This window comes from Streptomyces sp. NBC_00637 (assembly GCF_045161545.1).
GTDB lineage: Bacteria > Actinomycetota > Actinomycetes > Streptomycetales > Streptomycetaceae > Streptomyces.
Genome location: NZ_CP109046.1, coordinates 6392588 through 6415475, shown reverse-complemented (window position 1 = coordinate 6415475; position 22888 = coordinate 6392588). Strand labels below are relative to the sequence as shown.

The 22888-nt window shown below is 69.5% G+C and carries 18 protein-coding genes and 1 tRNA gene; 13 read left to right on the top strand and 6 right to left on the bottom strand.

The genetic code is table 11. The features are described 5' to 3' along the window. Positions 1-47: 47 nt before the first annotated feature. Positions 48-1781 (bottom strand): lytic transglycosylase domain-containing protein, encoded by a 1734-nt coding sequence (locus tag OG440_RS28105; RefSeq protein WP_406009570.1) that lies wholly within the window; start codon positions 1779-1781, stop codon positions 48-50. A 356-nt stretch (positions 1782-2137) separates the two neighbouring features. On the opposite strand from OG440_RS28105, the gene OG440_RS28100 reads away from it, so the two are divergent. Next, positions 2138-3097 carry a DUF4184 family protein gene (locus OG440_RS28100; protein ID WP_406009569.1) on the top strand — a complete coding sequence of 320 codons (960 nt, stop codon included), beginning with the start codon at positions 2138-2140 and terminating at the stop codon, positions 3095-3097. On the opposite strand, the gene OG440_RS28095 is transcribed toward OG440_RS28100, so the two are convergent. Further along, positions 3063-3545, bottom strand: coding sequence for a hypothetical protein (locus OG440_RS28095; protein WP_406009568.1), 483 nt, complete (start codon positions 3543-3545; stop codon positions 3063-3065). The genes OG440_RS28100 and OG440_RS28095 overlap by 35 nt on opposite strands. Positions 3546-3766: 221 nt before the next feature. Continuing rightward, positions 3767-6490, bottom strand: a complete 2724-nt coding sequence (gene polA / locus OG440_RS28090; protein WP_406009567.1) for a DNA polymerase I — start codon at positions 6488-6490, stop codon at positions 3767-3769. Between the two features lie 189 nt (positions 6491-6679). On the opposite strand from polA, the gene OG440_RS28085 reads away from it, so the two are divergent. The 9 genes from OG440_RS28085 (at position 6680) to OG440_RS28045 (ending at position 16789) form a co-directional block, all read left to right on the top strand. Continuing rightward, positions 6680-8959: an FdhF/YdeP family oxidoreductase gene (locus tag OG440_RS28085; RefSeq protein WP_406009566.1), complete on the top strand. Its 2280-nt coding sequence runs from the start codon at positions 6680-6682 to the stop codon at positions 8957-8959. A gap of 85 nt (positions 8960-9044) precedes the next feature. Beyond that, entirely contained in the window at positions 9045-9533 is a 489-nt protein-coding gene (locus OG440_RS28080) for a PaaI family thioesterase (protein ID WP_406009565.1), read from the top strand. Between the two features lie 74 nt (positions 9534-9607). Continuing rightward, positions 9608-10069 (top strand): hypothetical protein, encoded by a 462-nt coding sequence (locus tag OG440_RS28075; RefSeq protein WP_406009564.1) that lies wholly within the window; start codon positions 9608-9610, stop codon positions 10067-10069. Beyond that, positions 10066-10782 (top strand): Tat pathway signal sequence domain protein, encoded by a 717-nt coding sequence (locus tag OG440_RS28070; RefSeq protein ID WP_406009563.1) that lies wholly within the window; start codon positions 10066-10068, stop codon positions 10780-10782. Before OG440_RS28075 ends, OG440_RS28070 begins: the two co-directional genes overlap by 4 nt. A 271-nt stretch (positions 10783-11053) precedes the next feature. Beyond that, positions 11054-12283, top strand: a complete 1230-nt coding sequence (locus OG440_RS28065) for a branched-chain amino acid ABC transporter substrate-binding protein (RefSeq protein WP_406009562.1) — start codon at positions 11054-11056, stop codon at positions 12281-12283. A 110-nt stretch (positions 12284-12393) separates the two neighbouring features. Beyond that, positions 12394-13326 carry a branched-chain amino acid ABC transporter permease gene (locus OG440_RS28060; protein ID WP_406009561.1) on the top strand — a complete coding sequence of 311 codons (933 nt, stop codon included), beginning with the start codon at positions 12394-12396 and terminating at the stop codon, positions 13324-13326. Positions 13327-13331: 5 nt separating this feature from the next. After that, entirely contained in the window at positions 13332-15155 is a 1824-nt protein-coding gene (locus OG440_RS28055) for a branched-chain amino acid ABC transporter permease (protein ID WP_406009560.1), read from the top strand. A gap of 6 nt (positions 15156-15161) precedes the next feature. Beyond that, positions 15162-16076 carry an ABC transporter ATP-binding protein gene (locus OG440_RS28050; protein ID WP_406009559.1) on the top strand — a complete coding sequence of 305 codons (915 nt, stop codon included), beginning with the start codon at positions 15162-15164 and terminating at the stop codon, positions 16074-16076. Further along, a complete protein-coding gene (locus tag OG440_RS28045; RefSeq protein ID WP_406009558.1) occupies positions 16073-16789 on the top strand; it encodes an ABC transporter ATP-binding protein in 717 nt (238 codons plus the stop codon). Before OG440_RS28050 ends, OG440_RS28045 begins: the two co-directional genes overlap by 4 nt. 85 nt (positions 16790-16874) lie before the next feature. Here the strand turns inward: OG440_RS28045 and OG440_RS28040 are convergent, their stop codons facing one another. Further along, on the bottom strand, positions 16875-17531 hold the full coding sequence (locus tag OG440_RS28040; RefSeq protein ID WP_406009557.1) for an ANTAR domain-containing response regulator: 657 nt from the start codon (positions 17529-17531) through the stop codon (positions 16875-16877). A gap of 100 nt (positions 17532-17631) precedes the next feature. Between OG440_RS28040 and OG440_RS28035 the strand changes: the two genes are divergently transcribed. After that, a tRNA-Leu gene (locus OG440_RS28035) sits at positions 17632-17714 on the top strand. An 80-nt stretch (positions 17715-17794) separates the two neighbouring features. Further along, positions 17795-18583 carry a helix-turn-helix domain-containing protein gene (locus OG440_RS28030; RefSeq protein WP_406009556.1) on the top strand — a complete coding sequence of 263 codons (789 nt, stop codon included), beginning with the start codon at positions 17795-17797 and terminating at the stop codon, positions 18581-18583. Positions 18584-18590: 7 nt separating this feature from the next. Here OG440_RS28030 and pyk read toward each other — a convergent pair whose 3' ends face one another. After that, entirely contained in the window at positions 18591-20027 is a 1437-nt protein-coding gene (pyk, locus tag OG440_RS28025) for a pyruvate kinase (protein ID WP_406009555.1), read from the bottom strand. Positions 20028-20197: 170 nt separating this feature from the next. Next, positions 20198-20902: an SIMPL domain-containing protein gene (locus tag OG440_RS28020; protein WP_406009554.1), complete on the bottom strand. Its 705-nt coding sequence runs from the start codon at positions 20900-20902 to the stop codon at positions 20198-20200. 149 nt (positions 20903-21051) lie between these two features. Between OG440_RS28020 and OG440_RS28015 the strand changes: the two genes are divergently transcribed. Then, positions 21052-22863 (top strand): bifunctional metallophosphatase/5'-nucleotidase, encoded by a 1812-nt coding sequence (locus tag OG440_RS28015; RefSeq protein ID WP_406009553.1) that lies wholly within the window; start codon positions 21052-21054, stop codon positions 22861-22863. Positions 22864-22888: the final 25 nt, after the last annotated feature.

The following is a 22888-nucleotide window of genomic DNA, read 5'->3' as shown; positions in this document are numbered from 1 at the left end:
AGAGGGGCCCGGAGCAGGGTCCGGGGAGGGTGGGTGGGTGGTGAGGGTTACGAGGCGGGCGTCGTCGACTCCGACTCGCTGGGCGTCGGGCTCGGCGTCGAGGTCGCGGCGGCCGTGACGGTGAGTTCGACCGTCAGGGTCGCTCCGCCCTCGGTGGTGATGCGGAGCAGATAGGTGCCGGCGGTGTCGTCCGCGTACAGCTTGGGCAGCTGCAGCAGACCGTTCGCGTCCGTCTGGAGGTTCAGGGTGCGCACGGCGTTGCCGGCGTCCTTGAAGTAGGGGCCCTTGTCGTTCGTGGTCGCGTCGTCGGCCGACGTGATGAGGGTGGCGGTGGCCGCGACCTTGTCCGCCACGGCGCCCTTGTAGGTGGCCTTCACCTCGACCTGGTCGGCGAACTCGCCGCCGGCGGTGCACGTCAGCGCGGTGCCGCTGGTGCGCGCGAGGGTGTCGGCGGCGCGGGCGGTGACGGCGGCCTTGTAGTCGAGGGCGGCGAGCGTGCGGCCGAGGACCGTGGCGCGGACGGTGAAGCCGCCGGTCTTCTCGCCCGCCTCGAGGGCGGGTGCGAGGGCGACGCCCTTGGCGTCGGTGACGATCGTGGCGACGCTCTCGCCGCCCGCGAAGGTGGCGTCGGTGTCGCCGACGATGGTGAAGCGGATCCTGACCTTGGCGACGGCCTTGCCGGCCGTCGTCTCGGCGCGGGTGCTGATGCGGTCGGTGAACGTGTCGCCCGCCATGGCGGTGAGGCTCGCCGTACCCGCGTCCTCGAGGTGGCCGACCGTCTCGGTCGGCGTCGGCGTCGGGGTCGGGGTGCTGGGCGTCGACGGCTTGGCGGGCGTCGACGGCTTGGCGGGCGTCGACGGTTTGGCGGGCGTCGACGGCGTACTGGGCGTGCCGGGCGTCGACGGGGTGGACGGCGACGTGGGCGTGTAGTCGGTGTCGTCGCTGCGGTTGCCGGGCACGGAGCCGGTGCCGTCGGGGATCTCGTGCGTGCCGTTGCGGTAGTACTCCAGCCACGACAGGACGGTGTTCAGGTAGTCCGTCGAGTTGTTGTAGCTGAGGATCGCGCTGCGCATGCCGGACGTGGCCGACATGTCCCAGTTGTAGCGGCACAGGTAGTGGCCGGCGGCGAGCGCGGCGTCGTAGACGTTGTTGGGGTCCTTCTTGCCGTCGGCGTTGCCGTCGCGGCCCGCCCACGCCCAGGTGGAGGGGATGAACTGCATGGGGCCCACGGCACGGTCGTAGGTGCTGTCGCCGTCGTACGCGCCGTTGTCGGTGTCGCTGATGTTCGCGAAGCCGACGCCGTTGAGGATGGGGCCGAGGATCCGCGAGATGGTGGTGCCGTCGGCGGTCACGTTGCCGCCGCGGGCCTGGCCCGACTCCACCTTGCCGATGGCGGCGAGGAGTTGCCAGGGCAGGTTGCAGCCGGGCTTGGACTGCGCCAGCTCCGCCTCGGCCTTCTTGTAGGCGTCCAGGACGGTCGCCGGTATGCCGGTCTCCGCGGTGCCGGTGGCGGCCGGGGTGGCGGCGGAGCTCTCGCTCGGCGCGGGGTTCGGGCTGTTCAGCGGCGGCAGGTCCGTGTAGTACGGCGAGTTGCCGGTGGCGCTGTCACCGATGCCGCTGTCGGTCTCGGCGGCCGACGGGGTGTCGGCGGCGGTCTGTCTGCCGTGGCCGTCGGCCGTGACGTCCGGTGCCTGGGACGCGGCCAGAGCCGCCACCGCCAGTGCGGCCACGGTCGTGTTGACCGCTCCCTTGCGCAGCCTCGTGCCGAAATGCGCCGACATGAAGTGAAACCCTCCCGTGGACGCGGTACGCCCGTCTCTTCGCCTGCACCCTGCCGTCGCGACTGTTGCCACCGTGGTGACCGTCGCCGCTACCGCCGCCGTCACCGGTGTGACGATCAACCCGCCCCGCGGGTTGCACCCATGCGCGGTTTGCCCTGCTCTGCTCTTGTGTTCGACGCGCCCTCGGGCACACCGACCCAGGCGACCCTACGACAACTTCTTTTGCACCGGCACCCGTTCGGGTGCCGTTTTCACCAGTCGGCCACGTGCCGTCGGCCGGGAACCGTGCCCCGCATACTGGACGTCGTAGATCATCGGGCCGGCCGGTCCGTCAACGTCCGCCCCCGGGAGCCCCGTTGCCGTTCACCCTGAGTCACGCGGCGGCCGTGCTGCCTGCCGTGCGCGCCGACGGCACCGGCCGCGGCTCCCTGGTGCCGGGCGTCCTCGTCGCGGGCTCCTTCGCTCCCGACATGACCTATTACGCGGCGAGTGTCCTGTCCGGGGCCATGCGGTTCGGCGACGTCACACACTCCCTTCCCGGTGTGTTCACGGTGGACGTGCTCATCGCCTGGGCGCTGGTGGGCCTCTGGCTGCTGGTGCGCGAGCCGCTGGTGGCGCTGCTGCCACGGTCCCGGCAGGGCCGGACGGCCGCGCTGACCCGATGCGGGGCGCCCCGCGCGCGGGTACGGCCGTCCACCGCCGTGTGGTGGTACGTCTCCGCGGTGCTCGGCGCGCTGAGCCATGTGGTGTGGGACGCGTTCACGCACCTCGACCGCTGGGGCATGCGGCTGTTCCCCGTCCTCGGCGAGGACGTCGCCGGCTCGCCTCTGTACTGGTACCTCCAGTACGGGGGTTCGGCCGTGGCGGCGGTCGTGCTCGCCGTGTTCGTGACGTACGCGCTGCGCCGGACTCCGGCCGGCGAGCCCGCGGGGGTCCCGGTGCTCTCGGCGCGGGACCGGTGCTGGGCGGGTGCCGTGATCGGCGGCTGCGCGCTGGTCGCGGCGGTACGGAGGGCGACGCGGTGGTGGGACTACTGGGGTGCGCGCGAGGCGAAGCCGTGGGAGCTCGTCCCGACACTGTGCTTCGGGGCGGGCGCGGGGCTGGTGCTGGGAGTGCTGCTGTACGCCGTCGGCGTGCGGCTGTGGCGCCCGGCCCTGCCCGTCCGCCCGGCCGATTCGGCTCATCCCGCCGATCCGGCGCATCCGGCGCAACCGGCGGCCCGGGGTGCCTTCGCCGGGCCACCGGAAGCGGAAGCCGAAGCGGAGGCGGAGGCGGACAGGGTCAGTGTGCGGCGGAGTCGCCCGGGCGTTCGGTGAGGGGGACCGTCGTCGCGACGAAGACGGGGATGCGGCGGGCGCGACGGACGGTACCGGGTCCGCGCAGCCGGCCGAGGACGCCGAGGGCCAGGTCCAGGTGACCGCGTAGCGCCGCGCCCCACAGGTGCCGCCGGCTGTCGCCAGGGCGAACGGACCCGGCGAGGAACCGGGGCAGGAACCGGGGCAGGACCCGCGACCTGACCCGCGACAAGACCCGCGACAGGGCGCCCGGCAGGAGCGTGACCCGAGCCCGATCGAGGAGTCGGGCGGCGGCCGCGCGCAGGGCCGTGCCGGGGGCCCACGGGATGCGGGGTGTGGCGGCGTCGGGTGCGAAGGCGGGGCGCGGCCGCGCCCGGGCAGCCGTGCCGGGCCAGGACCGCGGGTCCGCGGCCGCCGTGGCGTGAACGCGTGCGCGGGCCTTCCGGCGGTGGAGCATGCGTATACCCATGGCGGCATCCTGGCGGTCCGGACCGGGCGGGGGCCTGTTCTCGGGGGCCACGCGGGTGAGGGACCTTTGCCGGAGGCACCGGCGGTGACCGAAGCCCCTCGCGGCGGCACCCGCTCGTACGGCGCCGGATCCCACCGGGCGCGCGAAGGGGCCCTGCCGGTGCCGGCAGGGCCCCTTCGCGCGTTCACGGGAGCGGCGGGCCGCTCTCCCGCCGGCGTGGGCTAGTGGGCCGCCGACTCCCAGTCCACGCCCGCGCCGACCGACACGTCCAGCGGGGCCCTGAGCTGCACGGCGCCGGCCATCTCCCGGCGGACCAGCTCCTCGACCGCCGCCCGCTCACCGGGGGCGATCTCCAGGACGATTTCGTCGTGGACCTGGAGCAGCATGCGGGACCTGAGGTCCGCCGCGCGCAGGGCCGCGTCCACCTTGAGCATGGCGATCTTGACGATGTCCGCCGCCGTGCCCTGGATCGGCGCGTTGAGGGCCATGCGCTCGGCGGCCTCGCGGCGCTGCCGGTTGTCGCTGTTGAGGTCGGGCAGATAGCGGCGGCGGCCGAAGAGCGTCGCCGTGTAGCCGGTGGCCCGTGCCTCGTCGACCGCGCGGCGCAGGTAGTCCCGTACGCCGCCGAAGCGCTCGAAGTAGGCGTCCATCAGGCCACGGGCCTCGCCCGCCTCGATGTTCAGCTGCTGGGACAGGCCGAACGCCGACAGGCCGTACGCCAGGCCGTAGGACATCGCCTTGATCTTGCGCCGCATCTCCGCGTCCACCGCGGTCGCCTCCACGGCGAACACCTGGGAGGCGGCCGTGGTGTGCAGGTCCTCGCCGGAGGTGAACGCCTCGATGAGGCCGGCGTCCTCCGACAGGTGGGCCATCACGCGGAGCTCGATCTGGCTGTAGTCGGCGGTCATCAGGGACTCGAAGCCCTCGCCGACCACGAAGCCGCGGCGGATCGCGCGCCCCTCGTCGGTGCGCACGGGGATGTTCTGGAGGTTCGGGTCCGTGGAGGACAGCCGGCCGGTCGCGGCCACCGTCTGGTTGAACGTGGTGTGGATGCGGCCGTCCGCGGCGATCGTCTTGATCAGACCCTCGACGGTGACCCGCAGCTTCGCCTGTTCGCGGTGGCGGAGCATGATGACCGGCAGCTCGTTGTCCGTCTGGCCGGCGAGCCAGGCCAGGGCGTCGGCGTCGGTGGTGTAGCCGGTCTTGGTCTTCTTCGTCTTCGGCAGGCCCAGCTCGCCGAAGAGGACCTCCTGGAGCTGCTTGGGCGAGCCCAGGTTGAACTCGTGCCCGGCCGCCGCGTGCGCCTCCTTCACGGCCTGCTGGACGGCGCCCGCGAACATCTGCTCCATGGCCTCCAGGTGGGCGCGGTCGGCGGCGATGCCGTGCCGCTCCAGACGGGCCAGGAGGGCGGACGTCGGCAGCTCCATGTCACGCAGCAGGTCGGCCGCGCCGACCTCCGCCAGCCGGCCGCGGAACGCCTCGCCGAGGTCGACGATCGTGCGGGCCTGCACCATCAGGGCCTCGGCCTCGGCGCTGTCGTCCGCTCCGAAGGCGAGCTGGCCGTCGGCCGCCGCGGCGGGGGCCAGCTCACGGCCCAGGTACTCCAGGGACAGCGCGTCCAGGTCGAAGGAGCGGCGGCCCGGCTTGACCAGGTAGGCCGCGAGCGCCGTGTCCATGCCGACGCCGGCTACGGACCAGCCGTGCTCGGCGAAGACACGCATGGCGCCCTTGGCGTTGTGCAGGACCTTGGGGCGGTCCTCGGCGGCGATCCACGCCGCCCACGCGTTCTCGTCGGTCTCGTCCAGCTCCGCCGGGTCGAACCAGGCGGCCGCTCCCCCGGCCGCGGCCAGCGCGATCTCGGCGACCGAGCCGGCGCCCAGCGCCCAGGCGTCCACGGTGGCGACGCCGAGGGTGTCGGTGCCGTGCTCCGCGAGCCAGCCGGCCAGCTCGCCGGTGCCCAGCACCCTGCCGTCCAGCTCCACCCCGGCGGCGATCACCGGCGTGACCTCGGCCTCCTCGCCGCCCGGGTCGACGGCGAACAGCCGCTCCCGCAGGGAGGGGTTCCTGATCTCCAGGGTGTCCAGGATCATCGCGACGCCGGTGCGGTCGTAGGGGGCGCGCTCCAGCTCGCCGACCGTCTTCGGCAGCTCGACGGTGGTGACCATCTCGGTGAGGCGGCGGTTGAGCTTGACGGCCTCCAGGTGGTCGCGCAGGTTCTGCCCGGCCTTGCCCTTGACCTCCTCCACCCGCTCGACGAGCTCCGCGAAGGAACCGAACTGGTTGATCCACTTCGCGGCCGTCTTCTCACCTACCCCGGGGATGCCCGGCAGGTTGTCGGACGGGTCGCCGCGCAGCGCCGCGAAGTCGGGGTACTGGGCGGGCGTCAACCCGTACTTCTCGACGACCTTCTCCGGGGTGAACCGGGTCAGCTCCGAGACGCCCTTCGTCGGATACAGCACCGTGGTGTGCTCGGACACCAGCTGGAAGGAGTCGCGGTCGCCGGTGACGATCAGCACCTCGAAGCCCTCGGCCTCGGCCTGGGTGGCCAGCGTGGCGATGACGTCGTCCGCCTCGAAGCCGTCGACCGCGAACCGCGACACGTGCATCGCGTCGAGCAGCTCGCCGATCAGCTCGACCTGGCCCTTGAACTCGTCCGGCGTCTTGGAGCGGTTCGCCTTGTACTCGGTGAACTCCTCGGAACGCCAGGTCTTGCGGGACACGTCGAACGCGACCGCGAAGTGCGTGGGCGCCTCGTCACGCAGGGTGTTGGCCAGCATCGACGCGAAGCCGTAGATCGCGTTCGTGGGCTGGCCCGTCGCGGTGGTGAAGTTCTCCGCGGGCAGCGCGAAGAACGCGCGGTAGGCCAGCGAGTGCCCGTCCATGAGCATCAGGCGGGGCCGGCTGCCGGCGGGGGTGTCGGTCTTCTTCGCTGCTGTCTCTGCCACGCCCCCGATCCTGCCACGCCCCACTGACACTCGGTCCCGGCCACCACCGCTCGCGGGACTCCCCGGGCCGCCGGCCGTCCGCCGCAAGCTTTGCTCCCGCCCGGCGACCGGGCCGTACGTGAACGCCGTCGGTGCCTCGTGCGAGGATCGTGGAGGTGTGTGGCGCAGGCGAGCGAAGGAGACCGCGCGATGGCAACGAAGCCGCCCAAGGCCGATCCGGTCCAGGACGCTCCTCAGGTCGCCGAGCCGAAGCACGTGGCGGCGGGCCTGCCGGCCGTCGGTCACTCCCTGCGGATCGCCCAGCAGCAGATGGGGGTCAGGCGCACCGCGCTGACCCTGCTGCGTGTCAACCAGAAGGACGGCTTCGACTGTCCGGGCTGCGCCTGGCCCGAACCCGAGCACCGGCACACCGCCGAGTTCTGTGAGAACGGCGCGAAGGCGGTCGCCGAGGAGGCGACCCTGCGTCGGGTGACCCCCGAGTTCTTCGCCGCGCACCCCGTCGCGGACCTCGCCGGCCGCAGCGGCTACTGGCTCGGCCAGCAGGGCCGCCTCACCCACCCCATGTACCTGCCCGAAGGCGGGGACCGCTACGAGCCGGTGACCTGGGAGCGGGCCTTCGACATCATCGCCGAGGAGACCGCCGCCCTCGCCTCGCCCGACGAGGCCGTCTTCTACACCTCGGGCCGCACCAGCAACGAGGCCGCGTTCCTCTACCAGCTCTTCGCCCGCGAGCTCGGCACGAACAACCTCCCGGACTGCTCCAACATGTGCCACGAGTCGTCCGGCTCGGCCCTGTCGGAGACCATCGGCATCGGCAAGGGCAGCGTCCTGCTGGAGGACCTCTACCAGGCCGACCTGATCATCGTCGCCGGGCAGAACCCGGGCACCAACCACCCGCGCATGCTGTCCGCGCTGGAGAAGGCCAAGGCCGGCGGCGCGAAGATCATCAGCGTCAACCCGCTGCCCGAGGCGGGCCTGGAGCGCTTCAAGAACCCGCAGACCCCGCAGGGCATGGTCAAGGGCGCCGCGCTCACCGACCTCTTCCTCCAGATCCGCATCGGCGGCGACCAGGCCCTCTTCCGCCTCCTCAACAAGCTCGTCCTCGACACCGACGGCGCGCTCGACGAGGCGTTCATCGCCGAACACACCCACGGCTTCGCCGAGTTCGCGGACGCGGCCCGTGGCGCCGACTGGGACGAGACGCTCACCGCGACCGGCCTCACGCGCGCGGAGATCGAGGAAACCCTGCGCATGGTGCTCGCCTCCGAGCGCACCATCGTCTGCTGGGCCATGGGCCTCACCCAGCACAAGCACTCCGTGCCGACGATCCGCGAGGTCGTCAACTTCCTGCTGCTGCGCGGCAACATCGGCCGCCCGGGCGCCGGCGTGTGCCCGGTGCGCGGGCACTCCAACGTGCAGGGCGACCGCACCATGGGCATCTTCGAGCGGCCCGCGCCCGCCTTCCTGGACGCCCTGGAGAAGGAGTTCGGCTTCGCGCCCCCGCGCGAGCACGGCTTCGACGTCGTCCGCGCCATCCGCGCCCTGCGCGACGGCGAGGCGAAGCTGTTCTTCGCGATGGGCGGCAACTTCGTCTCCGCCTCTCCGGACACCGAGGTCACCGAGGCGGCCATGCGGCGCGCCCGGTTGACGGTGCACGTGTCGACCAAGCTCAACCGCTCCCACGTGGTGACCGGCGCACGGGCCCTGATCCTGCCGACGCTCGGCCGCACCGAGCGCGACCTGCAGGGCGGCGGCGAGCAGTTCGTGACCGTCGAGGACTCCATGGGCATGGTGCACGCCTCACGCGGCCGGCTCGCCCCCGCGAGCGCCCACCTGCTGTCCGAGCCGGCCATCGTCTGCCGCCTCGCCCGCCGCGTACTCGGCGAGGACAGCAAGGTGCCGTGGGAGGACTTCGAGAAGGACTACGCGACGATCCGCGACCGCATCGCGCGCGTGATCCCCGGCTTCGACGACTTCAACGCGCGCGTGGCACGCCCCGAGGGCTTCACCCTCCCGCACGCCCCGCGCGACGAGCGCCGCTTCCCCACCACGACCGGCAAGGCCAACTTCACCGCGGCCCCCGTCGAGTACCCCCGGCTGCCCGAGGGCCGGCTGCTCCTGCAGACGCTGCGCTCGCACGACCAGTACAACACCACGATCTACGGCCTCGACGACCGCTACCGGGGCATCAGGAACGGCCGCCGGGTCGTCCTGGTCAACGCCGAGGACGCGCGCGCCCTCGATCTCGCCGAGGGCTCCTACGTGGACCTGGTGAGCGAATGGCGGGACGGCGTGGAGCGGCGGGCGCCCGGCTTCCGGGTCGTGCTCTACCCGACCAGCCGGGGCTGCGCCGCCGCGTACTACCCGGAGACCAACGTCCTGGTCCCGCTGGATTCCACCGCCGACACCAGCAACACCCCGGCCAGCAAGTCCGTCGTCGTCCGTCTGGAACAATCGGCGACCGACTGAGCGTTTGCTCAGTCGCGCTGGACTGTGATCCACGCCTGGACTGCGGTCCACGCTGGACTGTGATCGACGAACGGAGCCGGGCCCCATGGGCGAGCAGCAGCACGTGAAGTTCCCGCAAGAGGTCATCGACGAGTACGCGGCCCTCGGCATCGACATCCTGGCCCTGTTCTCCGCCGGCCACCTCGGCACCCGCATGGGCGTGGAGATCGTCGAGGCCTCCGCCGACCGCGTCGTCGGCACCATGCCGGTCGAGGGCAACACCCAGCCCTACGGCCTGCTGCACGGCGGCGCCTCCGCGGTCCTCGCCGAGACCCTCGGCTCGGTCGGTTCCATGCTGCACGGCGGCAGCACCAAGATCGCCGTCGGCGTCGACCTGAACTGCACCCACCACCGCGGGGCCCGCTCCGGCCTCGTCACCGGCGTGGCCACGCCGGTGCACCGGGGGCGCTCCACGGCGACGTACGAGATCGTGATCAGCGACGCGGAGGGGCGGCGCGTGTGCACCGCGCGGCTCACCTGCCTGCTGCGCGACGTACGGGCCGGTGAGGCGGCCGAGGCGCGCACCCGGGACTGACGGCCCCGGCACTGCGGAGAGTCACGCGCGCGTGCCCGTTGCCCACCGCCACCGCGGCGGCCTAGCGTCGGGGCATGACCACGGGAGGAGCCCCACGGGCGGGGGCGGCGGGGCGGCTGTCCAAAACGGCGTCACCGGCCGCCCTGCCGCCCGCCTGGCCGGCGGCCCTGCTGGCGGTCCCCCTGGCTCTCCTGCTCGCGACCGGCTGCGGGCCCTCCGGCAGCGCCGGCGCGAGCGGCACCCCGTCGCCGTCCCCGTCCTCGCCCGCGTCCACCACGGCGCCCGGGGACCTGTGCGCCCGCATCGTCGCCCACTGGGCGCGCGAGGTCCTGGACAGCACCACCTACGGGGACTACCAGTCGATGGGACTGTCCAACGGACAGTACGAGATCCTGCGCGCCGTCGTGGACGCCGCGCGGGCCGCGAAGAAGCGCCAAGGGGCCGACTCGGCGGACGAGTTGATCGACCGCGAGGCGGCCCGGCGCTGCGCGGACCGGTACCGCTCCGGCGCCCCGACCGAGGGGCCCTGGCAGTGAGCGGCGTAGGGCCGGTGGAGCCCGGCGAGGGCACGCACGCGTGGGAGACCCCCGACGCCGGCCGCGGCCTGGAGGCGGACCACAGCCCCCGGCCCGCCGCCGACCTCACCGACACCGCCGGCGCGGGCACCCCCGGCGCGGACGCCCCAACTCCCCTCGCGCGCCTGCTTGGTGGGCTCGCCCGCCGCCACGCGGCGCACCACCGCGCCGTGTCGGCCGCCTTCGCCGCGGCGCTCCTCGTCGCGGGCGGCGGCTACCTCTACGCGACCCGGCCGCACGACGCCGAACCGGCGGCCCCCGCACCGCCGTTCCCGTCCCAGGTGGTGGACGTCAGCTACCTCGGCGAGGTCACACCACCCGGCACTCTCCCCCGCACCTTCGCCTTCGAGGTACTGCTCGGCGTGGACTCCGGCCCGCCGGTCACCGTGACGCGACTGGCCCAGCCGTACACCGGGCTTTCCCTGACCTCGGCTCCCCGGGCCCCCTTCGGGACGAAAGCGGGATCCGCACGCAAGGTCGTCATCACCATGCGGGTGACGGATTGCGGAAAAGTGCCGAAGAACGCCGGGCTCCCTTTCGTGGACGTAACTCTACGTAATGCGCGCGCAATACAAGTCCACAGTTTCATCCTCGGCACGCGCTATGCGCGTGACCTATCCGAGGCCCTACAAGTCGCCTGCAGCAACGAATCGAGTCATCACCAAAACGCTTGAGACGCCTGAACGCACCTGCTGCCATCCTGCACGTTCTCAACATGCGGACAGGGCGAATCGGCCTGAATTCAGCTGTTCCACCCACCAAGTACCGCTCTGCATTACCTCGTGTCATAACAAGAGCGTCACAGCATCGGCCAGACCCTCCTCCCCGTCAGCTTCACCCGCTTAGAGTCACGCCCAGTCACCGCACGGCTGGAATACCCCTCCAGCCCAGCGCTCGACTCGGCCTCTTCCAGGGGGGAGAGCCGCCCAGGGAAAGGACTGGAACGTGCGTCAACGTTCGCTCATCGCCATTACCGCCGCGCTGTCCGCGGGAGCTCTCACCCTCACCGCCTGCGGCTCGCGTGACAGCGACGACAAGGGCTCCGACTCCGGCGACGGCACCGTCGTCACCATCGGCGTCGACGCCCCGCTGACCGGCGACCTGTCCGCGCTGGGCCTCGGCATCAAGAACTCCGTCGACCTCGCCGCCAACACGGCCAACAAGCAGAAGTACGTCGACGGCGTCACCTTCAAGATCGTCGCCAAGGACGACCAGGCGCAGCCCTCCGCGGGCCAGCAGAACGCCACCGCCCTGGTCGCCGACAAGAGCGTCCTCGGCGTGGTCGGCCCGCTGAACTCCTCCGTCGCCGAATCGATGCAGAAGGTCTTCGACGACGCCAACCTGGTCGAGGTCTCCCCGGCCAACACCAACCCCGCGCTCACCCAGGGCACCGACTGGGCCACCACCAAGAAGCGCACCTACAAGTCGTACTTCCGCACCGCGACCACGGACGCCATCCAGGGCCCGTTCGCCGCCCAGTACGTCTTCAACGACGCGAAGAAGAAGAAGGTCTTCGTCATCGACGACAAGAAGACCTACGGCGCGGGCCTGGCCGGCACCTTCACCGCGGAGTTCAAGAAGCTCGGCGGCACCATCGCCGGCACCCAGCACATCAACCCGGACAGCAAGGACTTCTCCGCGGTCGCCACCGAGGTCAAGAACTCCGGCGCCGACGTCGTCTACTACGGCGGCGAATACCCGCAGGCCGGTCCGCTCAGCAAGCAGATCAAGGCCGCCGGAGCCAAGATCCCGGTCGTCGGCGGCGACGGCATCTACGCCGAGGACTTCATCAAGCTCGCCGGCGCCGACGCCACCGGCGACCTCGCCACCTCCGTCGGCGCCCCGGTCGAGGAACTCCCCTCCGCCAAGGAGTTCGTCGCCAACTACAAGGCGGCGAACTACAAGGAGGAGTACGCGGCCTACGGCGGCTACTCCTACGACTCCGCCTGGTCGATCATCGAGGCCGTCAAGAAGGTCGTCGACGACAACGACGGCAAGCTGCCCGACGACGCCCGCGCCAAGGTCACCGCCGCCGTCCAGAACGTCTCCTTCGACGGCGTGACCGGCAAGGTCTCCTTCGACGAATACGGCGACGCCACCAACAAGCAGCTCACCGTCTACGCCGTCGAGAACGGTGCCTGGAAGGCCGTCAAGTCCGGCACCTACACCGGCTGACCCACCCGCACCACAGCTGAGCCGCGCGGGGCGCTGTTCCACAGGCGCCCCGCGCGGACTCGCATCCGGCCCCCCCGTCGAAACATCCGAACCGTCTCGGAGGACATGCGGTGAACGAACTGCCGCAGCAGCTGGTCAACGGCCTGCTACTGGGATCCATGTACGGCCTTGTCGCCATCGGCTACACAATGGTCTATGGCATTGTCCAGCTCATCAACTTCGCCCACGGCGAGATCTTCATGACCGGAGCGTTCGGCGCTCTCACGGTCTACATGTACATACTTCCCGACGGCACCTCCATGGCGATCGCCCTGCCACTGATGCTCGTCGGAGCCGTGATGGTCTCCGTCACCGTCGCCGTGGGAGCGGAACGGTTCGCCTACCGTCCCCTCCGCAACGCACCCCGCCTGGCCCCGCTCATCACCGCCATCGGCCTCTCCCTCGCCCTCCAGCAGGCCGTATGGGCCTGGTACCCCGAGGCCAAGTCCGCCCGCGTCTTCCCCCAGATCGACGGCGGCCCCTTCGAGGTCGGCAACGTCACCATCCAGACCGGTGACGTCTTCCTCCTCATCGCCGCCCCCATCAGCATGGCGATCCTCGGCTACTTCGTCATGAAGACCCGCACCGGACGCGGCATGCAGGCCACCGCCCAGGACCCCGACACCGCGAAGCTCATGGGCGTCAACACGGACCGCATCATCGTGATCGCCTTCGCCCTCGGCGCCACCTTCGCCGCCATCGGAGGCGTCGCCTACGGCCTCAAGTACGGCCAGATCTCCTTCACCATGGGCTTCCTCCTCGGCCTCAAGGCCTTCACCGCCGCCGTCCTCGGCGGCATCGGCAACATCTACGGCGCCATGATCGGCGGCATCGTCCTCGGCATCGCCGAAACCCTCGCCACCGCCTACATCGCCGACATCCCCGGCATGGGCCAGTTCGGCAGCAACGCCTGGGCCGACGTCTGGGCCTTCGTACTCCTCATCCTCGTGCTCCTCCTGCGGCCCCAAGGCCTGCTCGGCGAGCGCGTCGCGGACAGGGCGTGACACCGATGACGACACAGACCACCACCGCCGAAGCGCTCGACAAGCCCGCTTCCGCCCAGTCCGGCCTCATCGGCATCCCGGCGAACACCGCCCGCCTCCTCGTCACCGGCGGCGGCATCCTCACCATCATCTCCACCTTCCTCGCCTGGACCTGGACCTCCGCCTTCCCCGGCGACCTCACCGTCTACGGCTACCCCGGCGGCCTCCAGGTCCTCGTCCTCATCGGCGGCGCCCTCACCACCCTCTTCGCCCTCGCCTCCTACGGCATCAAGGGCCTCGGCTGGCTCATCCCCGCCGGCGCCGACGGCGCCATCAAGTTCGCCGCCCTCGCCACCTTCGCCACCAGCTGGTACACGGTCATCGCGATCAGCGCCGACCTCGGCGGCCTCGTCAACCTCGAAATCGGCGGCTACCTCGTCGCCATAGGCAGCCTCGCCGCCTTCCTCGGCGCCCTCGCGCTCCCCTTCGAGCACCCCGTCGCCGACCCGATCGACCCCGACGACACCCCCTGGGAGCACCGCAAGCACAACGCCTCCCACCAGTGGGACACCGTCAAGGCCGCCTTCGCCTCCGGCAACGCCAAGCCCGTCGGCGCACTCCCCTCGTACGCCGAGATCCTGATCATCGTCGCCGTACTCGCCCTCGGCCTCACCGTCTTCACCTACGGCATCGGCACCGAGTACGACGAACTCTTCGTCGGCTTCCTCATCACCGCCGGCTTCGGCTTCGCCGCCCTCAACAAGTCCGGCCTCGTCGCCCAGGCAAGCCAGATCACCGCCCGGCACCAGAACATCACCACCTGCGGCGCCTTCGTCGCCGCCGCGATGTTCCCCTTCACCCAGACCGACGACCAGTACGCCACCGTCGGCGTCTACATCCTCATCTTCGCCACCGTCGCCCTCGGCCTGAACATCGTCGTCGGCCTCGCCGGACTCCTCGACCTCGGCTACGTCGCCTTCCTCGGCGTCGGCGCCTACGCCGCCTCACTCGTCTCCGGCTCCCCCAGCTCCCCCTTCGGCGTCCACTTCCCGTTCTGGGCCGCCGCCCTCGTCGGCACCGGCGCCTCGCTCGTCTTCGGCGTCCTCATCGGCGCCCCCACCCTGCGACTGCGCGGCGACTACCTCGCCATCGTCACCCTCGGCTTCGGCGAGATCTTCCGCATCACCGCCAACAACCTCGACGGCACCTCCGGCCCCGACATCACCAACGGCTCCAACGGCATCTCCTCCATCCCGAACCTCGACATCCTCGGATTCGACTTCGGAGCCGTCCACGACATCGCCGGCTACTCCATCGGCCGATTCGCCAACTACTTCTTCCTGATGCTCATCATCACCGCCATCGTCGTGACCGTGTTCCGACGCAGCGGCGACTCCCGCATCGGCCGCGCCTGGGTCGCCATCCGCGAGGACGAGACCGCCGCCCTCGCCATGGGCATCAACGGCTTCCGCGTCAAACTCATCGCCTTCGCCGTCGGCGCCTCCCTCGCCGGCCTCGCCGGCACCGTACAAGCCCACGTCACCTACACCGTGACCCCCGAGCAGTACGTCTTCGCCGGCGCCATCCCGCCCAACAGTGCCTTCCTCCTCGCCGCCGTCGTCCTCGGCGGCATGGGCACCATCAGCGGCCCCCTCATCGGCGCCTCCCTGCTCTTCCTCATCCCCAACAAGCTCCAGTTCCTCGGCAACTACCAGCTCTTCGCCTTCGGCCTCGCACTCATCCTGCTGATGCGCTTCCGCCCGGAAGGCATGATTCCGAACCGGCGTCGCCAGCTCGAGTTCCACGAAGACGCGGAAGCGCCCACCGTCCTCACCAAGGCAGGGGCCTGAACCACCATGACCACCGACACCACCACCAAGGACGCCCCTGTCGCCCCTGTCGGCGAAACGGTGCTCGACGCCCGCGGCGTCACCATGCGATTCGGCGGCCTCACCGCCGTCCGCGACGTCAACCTCACCGTCAACAGCGGCGAGATCGTCGGCCTCATCGGCCCCAACGGCGCCGGCAAAACCACCTTCTTCAACTGCCTCACCGGCCTCTACATCCCCACCGAGGGAGAGGTCCGGTTCAAAGGCAACGTCCTCCCGCCCAAATCCTTCAAGGTCACCGCCGCCGGCATCGCCCGCACCTTCCAGAACATCCGTCTCTTCGCCAACATGACGGTCCTGGAAAACGTCCTCGTCGGCCGCCACACCCGCACCAAAGAAGGCTTCTGGTCCGCCATCCTGCGCCTCCCCGGCTTCCACAAAGCCGAAGCCGCCTCCCGCGCACGCGCCATGGAACTCCTCGAGTTCGTCGGACTCGAGAAGAAGGCCGACCACCTCGCCCGCAACCTCCCCTACGGCGAACAGCGCAAGCTCGAAATCGCCCGCGCACTCGCCAGCGAGCCCGGCCTCCTCCTCCTCGACGAGCCCACCGCCGGCATGAACCCCCAGGAAACCCGCGCGACCGAAGAACTCGTCTTCGCCATCCGCGACCAGGGCATCGCCGTCCTCGTCATCGAGCACGACATGCGCTTCATCTTCAACCTCTGCGACCGCGTCGCCGTCCTCGTCCAAGGCGAAAAACTCGTCGAAGGCGACAGCGCGACCGTCCAGGGCGACGAACGAGTGGTCGCCGCCTACCTCGGCGAACCCTTCGAAAACGCCCCCGGCGACGAAGAAATAGCCGAAGTCGAGGCCGCCGAAGCGAACGCCGAAAGCGCCGCCACCCCGACGGACGCCGCGCCCGCCAAGGAGAACGACCGATGACCGCACTGCTCGAAGTCGAGGACCTCCGGGTCGCCTACGGCAAGATCGAAGCCGTCAAGGGCATCTCGTTCAAGGTCGAGGCCGGCGAGGTCGTCACCCTCATCGGCACCAACGGCGCCGGCAAGACCACCACCCTGCGCACCCTCTCCGGACTCCTCAAGCCCGTCGGCGGCCAGATCAAGTTCAACGGCAAATCGCTGAAGAAGATCCCCGCCCACAACATCGTCTCCCAGGGACTCGCCCACTCCCCCGAGGGGCGGCACATCTTCCCCCGCATGACGATCGAGGACAACCTCCGCCTCGGCGCATTCCTCCGCAGCGACAAAGCCGCCATCGAAAAGGACATCCAGCGCGCCTACGACCTCTTCCCCATCCTGGGAGAGCGCCGCAAGCAGGCCGCCGGCACCCTCTCCGGCGGCGAACAGCAGATGCTCGCCATGGGCCGCGCCCTCATGTCCCAGCCCAAACTGCTCATGCTGGACGAGCCCTCCATGGGCCTCTCCCCCATCATGATGCAGAAGATCATGGCCACCATCGCCGAACTCAAGGCCCAGGGCATGACCATCCTGCTCATCGAGCAGAACGCCCAGGCCGCCCTGTCGCTCGCCGACCACGGCCACGTCATGGAGATCGGCAAGATCGTCCTCTCCGGCACCGGCCAGGACCTCCTCCACGACGAGTCCGTCCGCAAGGCGTACCTCGGCGAGGACTGAACCCGCCTACGCACCACCCGCACACGACAAGGCCCGCGCCCCTTCTCCGGGCGCGGGCCTCGTCGTTCGCGTAGGTCCGGGCGGCTCAGCCCTTGGACGACTTCTTCTCGTCCGCGTCCTGGATGACCGCCTCGGCCACCTGCTGCATCGACATCCGCCGATCCATCGACGTCTTCTGGATCCACCGGAACGCCGCCGGCTCCGACAGCCCGTACTCCGTCTGGAGAACCGACTTCGCCCGGTCCACCAGCTTGCGCGTCTCCAGACGCAGCGTCAGGTCCGCGACCTCGTTCTCCAGCTCCCGCAGCTCCGTGAACCGCGAGACGGCCATCTCGATCGCCGGCACGACATCACTCTTGCTGAACGGCTTCACCAGATACGCCATCGCACCGGCGTCCCGCGCCCGCTCGACCAGGTCGCGCTGCGAGAACGCGGTCAGCATCAGCACCGGCGCGATGCGCTCCTCGGCGATCTTCTCGGCCGCCGAGATGCCGTCCATCTTGGGCATCTTCACATCGAGGATGACCAGGTCCGGCTTGTGCTCGCGCGCCAGCTCGATCGCCTGCTCGCCGTCACCGGCCTCGCCGACGACGCTGTAGCCCTCCTCCTCCAGCATCTCTTTGAGGTCGAGACGGATCAGCGCCTCGTCCTCGGCGATGACGACACGGGTCGTCAGCGGAGGCACGTGCGACTTGTCGTCGTCGGGCGCGTCCACGGGCTGGGGCGACTCGGGGGCGGTCACGGGGGCTCCTTGTTGCGGGCCGGGCAGTACTGCTGCACATGCAGCCTACCTAGAGGCGGGCAAGTACGGTGACCCGGTATGCTTCCGACCAGCCAGGCCTGCCGGGTTGGTGGAATGGCATACACGGATGTCTCAAACACATCTGCCCGAGAGGGCTTGCGGGTTCGAGTCCCGCACCCGGCACTGATAAGCGGAGGATCACGTTCGCGTGATCTTCCGCTTTTCGCTGCGTATGGTGACCGCCAGGCACGCAGAGTGTTCGCATGAACTTTCATAGCACCGAGGTTCGACAAGAGGCCGTCACGTTGTTGCGCAACGGCACCCGGAACGCTGATGTGGCTCGCCAGTTCAACGTCCCGCTGGGCACGGTCAGCTACTGGAAGCACATGGACCGCGCGAAACGCGGCGAGTGTCCGGGCTCACATGACCCGAAGTGCCCCCGGTGTGATGGGCGAGAGCTCGACGAGGGGGCATACAGCTACCTGTTGGGGCTCTACCTCGGCGACGGACACGTCAGCCACTACTCAGAGCACCGTGTACCCAACCTCATGATCACATGCGCCGAATCATGGCCCGGCCTCATGGATGAATGCGAGCAGGCGATGCGCGCGGTCTTCCCCGACAACTCCGTCTGCCGGGTCCGCAGGACTGGCTGCCGCAATGTCAAGGTCTACTCGAAGCACCTCCACTGCCTCTTCCCCCAGCACGGCCCCGGCAAGAAACACGAGCGGTTGATCACCCTTGTTCCCTGGCAGGAGGTCATCGTCGATGCGCATCCATGGGAGTTCATCCGCGGCCTCATCCACTCGGACGGCTGCCGCATCACCAACTGGACCAAGAAGACTGTCGGCGGTGAGCGCAAGCGTTACGAGTATCCGCGCTACTTCTTCGCCAACAAGTCGGACGACATCCGGAAGCTCTTCACTAACACCCTCGACAAAGTCGGCGTCGAGTGGACCACTCTCGCTCGCGGCAGCGACCCGTTCAACATCTCCATCGCCCGCAAAGCATCTGTAGCCCTACTCGACACCCACGTAGGCCCCAAGTACTGACAGTCCCCTACTTCGGGCTGTCGTCCTCGCCCACGTGGTGCACCCGTACCAGGTTGGTGGAGCCCGACACCCCGGGAGGCGAGCCGGCGGTGATCACGATCACGTCGCCCTTCCGGCAGCGGCCGTACCGCAGCAGCAGCTCGTCGACCTGGTCGACCATCGCGTCGGTGGAGGCGACGTTCGGGCCGAGGAAGGTCTCGACGCCCCAGGTCAGGCTCAGCTGGGAGCGGGTGGCCGGTTCCGGGGTGAAGGCCATGAGGGGGATCGGGGAGCGGTAGCGGGAGAGGCGGCGGACGGTGTCGCCGCTCTGGGTGAAGGCGACGAGGAACTTGGCGTCGAGGAAGTCGCCGATCTCGGCGGCGGCCCTGGCGACGGCTCCGCCCTGGGTGCGGGGTTTGTTCGAGTCGGTGAGAGGGGGGAGCCCCTTGGCGAGGAGGTCCTCTTCGGCCGCTTCGACGATTTTCGCCATGGTGCGGACGGTCTGGACGGCGTGTTTGCCGACGCTGGTCTCGCCGGAGAGCATCACGGCGTCGGTCCCGTCGATGACGGCGTTGGCGACGTCGGAGGCTTCGGCGCGGGTGGGGCGGGAGTTCTCGATCATGGAGTCGAGCATCTGGGTGGCGACGATGACGGGCTTGGCGTTGCGTTTGGCCAGCTTGATCGCGCGTTTTTGGACCAGGGGGACCTGTTCGAGGGGCATCTCGACGCCGAGGTCGCCGCGGGCGACCATGATGCCGTCGAAGGCGGCGACGATGTCGTCGATGTTGTCGACGGCCTGCGGTTTCTCGATCTTGGCGATGACGGGGAGGCGGCGGCCTTCGTCGTCCATGATGCGGTGGACGTCGAGGATGTCGCGGCCGGTGCGGACGAAGGAGAGGGCGATGACGTCGAAGCCGGTGCGGAGCGCCCAGCGGAGGTCTTCTTCGTCTTTTTTGGAGAGGGCCGGGACGGAGACGGCGACGCCGGGGAGGTTGAGGCCTTTGTGGTCGGAGATCACTCCGCCCTCGATGACGCGGGTGTGGACGCGGGGGCCGTCGACGGCTGTCACTTCGAGGCAGACCTTGCCGTCGTCGACGAGGACGCGTTCGCCGGGTGTGACGTCGTCGGCGAGGCCGGCGTGGGTGGTTCCGCAGCCTTCGCGGTTGCCTTCGACGCCTTCTTCGACGCTGATGGTGAAGGTGTCGCCGCGTTCGAGGAGTACGGGGCCTTCGGTGAAGGTGGCGAGGCGGATCTTCGGGCCTTGAAGGTCGGCGAGGAGGCCGACGCTGCGTCCGGTTTCGTCGGAGGCCTTGCGGACGCGGTGGTAGCGCTCCTCGTGTTCGGCGTGGCCGCCGTGGCTGAGGTTGAGGCGGGCTACGTCCATTCCGGCATCGACCAGGGCTTTGATCTGGTCGTATGTGTCGGTGGCGGGGCCCAGGGTGCAGACGATTTTGGCTCGGCGCATGTTTCGAGCTTATGTCTTACCGGTGGGTAGCGAATTCGTGGGACATGACGTGCCAACCACCTTTGCGTGAAGGGTCGTTGACAACCAATAAATTGTGCGGGCTACCGCTCTGATGAGCGTTTTCTGTTTTCGGGGGTGTTGTTTTCCTTCGTTTCCCCGAAAGGGTGAATTCAGAGGCTGGGCGGATTCATCGTGAACTGTGCGTTCACCTCGGCCCGCACCTGGATGCGCTGTGGTTCCAGGTCGAGGGGTTCGGGGGCCGCCGGTTCGGTGTCGGTGGCGGCCATGGAGAAGCGGACGGCACGGCGGTCGAAGGCGGCGCGGTGGCGTCCGCCGGTGGTTGCTCCGGTGTCGGCGAGTTCGGTCAGGGCGGCGACGGTGGTGCCGAGTGCTTCGGCGTACTCGTGGGCTCGTTGTACGGCTTCGTGTACGGCTTGTTGGCGTGCCTGGCGGTGGACGGGTGAGGTGGGGCGGAGTTGCCAGGTGGGGCCGTCGACTCTGGTGAGGTCGAGGTCGGCGAGGCGGGTGGTGAGTTCGCCGAGGGCGGTGAAGTCGTTGAGTTCGGCGGTGAGGTGGATGGTGCCGTGGTAGGTGCGGATGCGTTCGCCTCGGCCGCGTGGTGCGAGTTCGGGGGTGAGGGAGACGGTGCCGGTGGAGAGGTTTTCGACTGCGTCGCCGTAGGACTTGATCAGGTCGAGGGCGGTGGTGTTGCGGTGGGTGAGGTCGTCGAGGGTGGTGCGGCGGTCGCGGCCGCGGGCGGTGAGGGTGATGCCGATCCGGGCGATCTCGGGGTCGACTTCGAGTTCCGCTTCGCCGCGGACCGCGAGGAGGGGGGCGTGGGGTGTGCCGTACGGGGGGTGCTGCGGGGAGGTCATACGTCCTACCTTGTCATGGCTTTCCCTGGTCGCCGGGGGGAGTTGACCGGGCTGGTCATCAGATCGAAACCTCCTGGACCTGTTGCCGTCGGCCGTGCTCGGGTCAGAATCTACGCGCGTCGTTGGCCTTTCCCCGAGGAGCATGAGACATGCCGTTGAATCGCCGGAAGTTCCTGAAGAAGTCCGCTGTGACCGGGGCGGGGGTGGCGATCGCGGGTGCTGCCGCGGCTCCGGTGCAGGCCGCCGAGGCGAAGAAGCAGGGGAAGCCCGTGAAGCAGCCGAAGCGGTACGCGCTGACCGTGCTGGGGACGACGGACCTGCATGGTCACGTGTTCAACTGGGACTACTTCAAGGACGCGGAGTACAAGGACGCGGCCGGTAACGCGCAGGGGCTGGCGCGTATCTCGACGCTGGTGAACCAGATCCGTAAGGAGAAGGGGCGCGAGAACACGCTGCTGCTGGACGCGGGTGACACGATCCAGGGCACTCCGCTGACGTACTACTACGCGAAGGTGGACCCGATCACCGCCAAGGGTGGTCCGGTGCATCCGATGGCGCAGGCGATGAACGCGATCGGGTATGACGCGGCGGCGCTGGGCAACCACGAGTTCAACTACGGCATCGAGACGCTGCGGAAGTTCGAGTCCCAGTTGCGGTTCCCGTTGCTGGGGGCGAACGCGGTGGACGCGAAGACGCTGAAGCCGGCGTTCGCGCCCTATGTGATCAAGACGTTCTGTGTGAAGGGTGCGCCGCCGGTGAAGGTGGCGGTGCTGGGGCTGACGAACCCGGGTATCGCGATCTGGGACAAGGCGTACGTGCAGGGCAAGCTGGCGTTCCCGGGGCTGGAGGAGCAGGCGGCGAAGTGGGTGCCGAAGCTGAAGTCGCTGGGTGCGGATGTGGTGATCGTGTCGGCGCACTCCGGTTCGTCGGGTACGTCGTCGTACGGCGATCAGCTGCCGTACGTGGAGAACTCGGCGGCGCTGCTGGCGCAGCAGGTGCCGGACATCGACGCGGTGCTGGTGGGTCACGCGCATGTGGAGATCCCGGAGCTGAAGGTCGTCAACGCGAAGACCGGGAAGACGGTCGTGCTGTCGGAGCCGTTGGCGTATGCGGAGCGGCTGTCGGTGTTCGATGTGGAGCTGGTGTTCGAGAAGGGGCGGTGGGTGGTCGAGTCCGTCGCTTCGAAGGTGCTGAACTCCAACACGGTCGCCGACGACCCGAAGATCACGAAGTTGCTGGGTGACGAGCACGCGAAGGTCGTGGCGTACGTCAACCAGGTGGTCGGTTCGGCGACGGCGACGTTGACGACGGTGGAGGCGCGGTACAAGGACGCCCCGATCATCGACCTGATCACGAAGGTGCAGGAGGACGTCGTCAAGGCGGCGCTGGCCGGTACGTCGTATGCGTCGCTGCCGGTGATCGCGCAGGCGTCGCCGTTCTCGCGTACGTCGGAGATCCCGGCGGGCGAGGTGACGATCCGGGATCTGTCGAGCCTGTACGTGTACGACAACACGCTGGTGGCGAAGTTGCTGACGGGTGCGCAGGTGCGCGCGTACCTGGAGTACTCGGCGCAGTACTTCGTGCAGACGGCGGCGGACGCGGTGATCGACACGGAGAAGCTGACGAACGCGGCGGGGCGTCCGGACTACAACTACGACTATGTGTCGGGTCTGGTGTACGAGATCGACATCGCGCAGGCGGCGGGTTCGCGGATCAAGAACCTGACGTTCAACGGGGTGGCGTTGGACGACGCGCAGCAGTTCGTGCTGGCGGTGAACAACTACCGGGCCAATGGTGGTGGCGCGTTCCCGCATGTGGCGTCGGCGCAGGAGCTGTGGGCGGAGTCGACGGAGATCCGTACGCGGATCTCGGAGTGGGTGACGGCGAAGGGTGTGCTGGACCCGAAGGACTTCGCGTCGGTGGACTGGAAGCTGACGCGTGACGGTACGCCGGTCTTCTAGGGGTTGGTGAGTTCTTCTGCTCCGC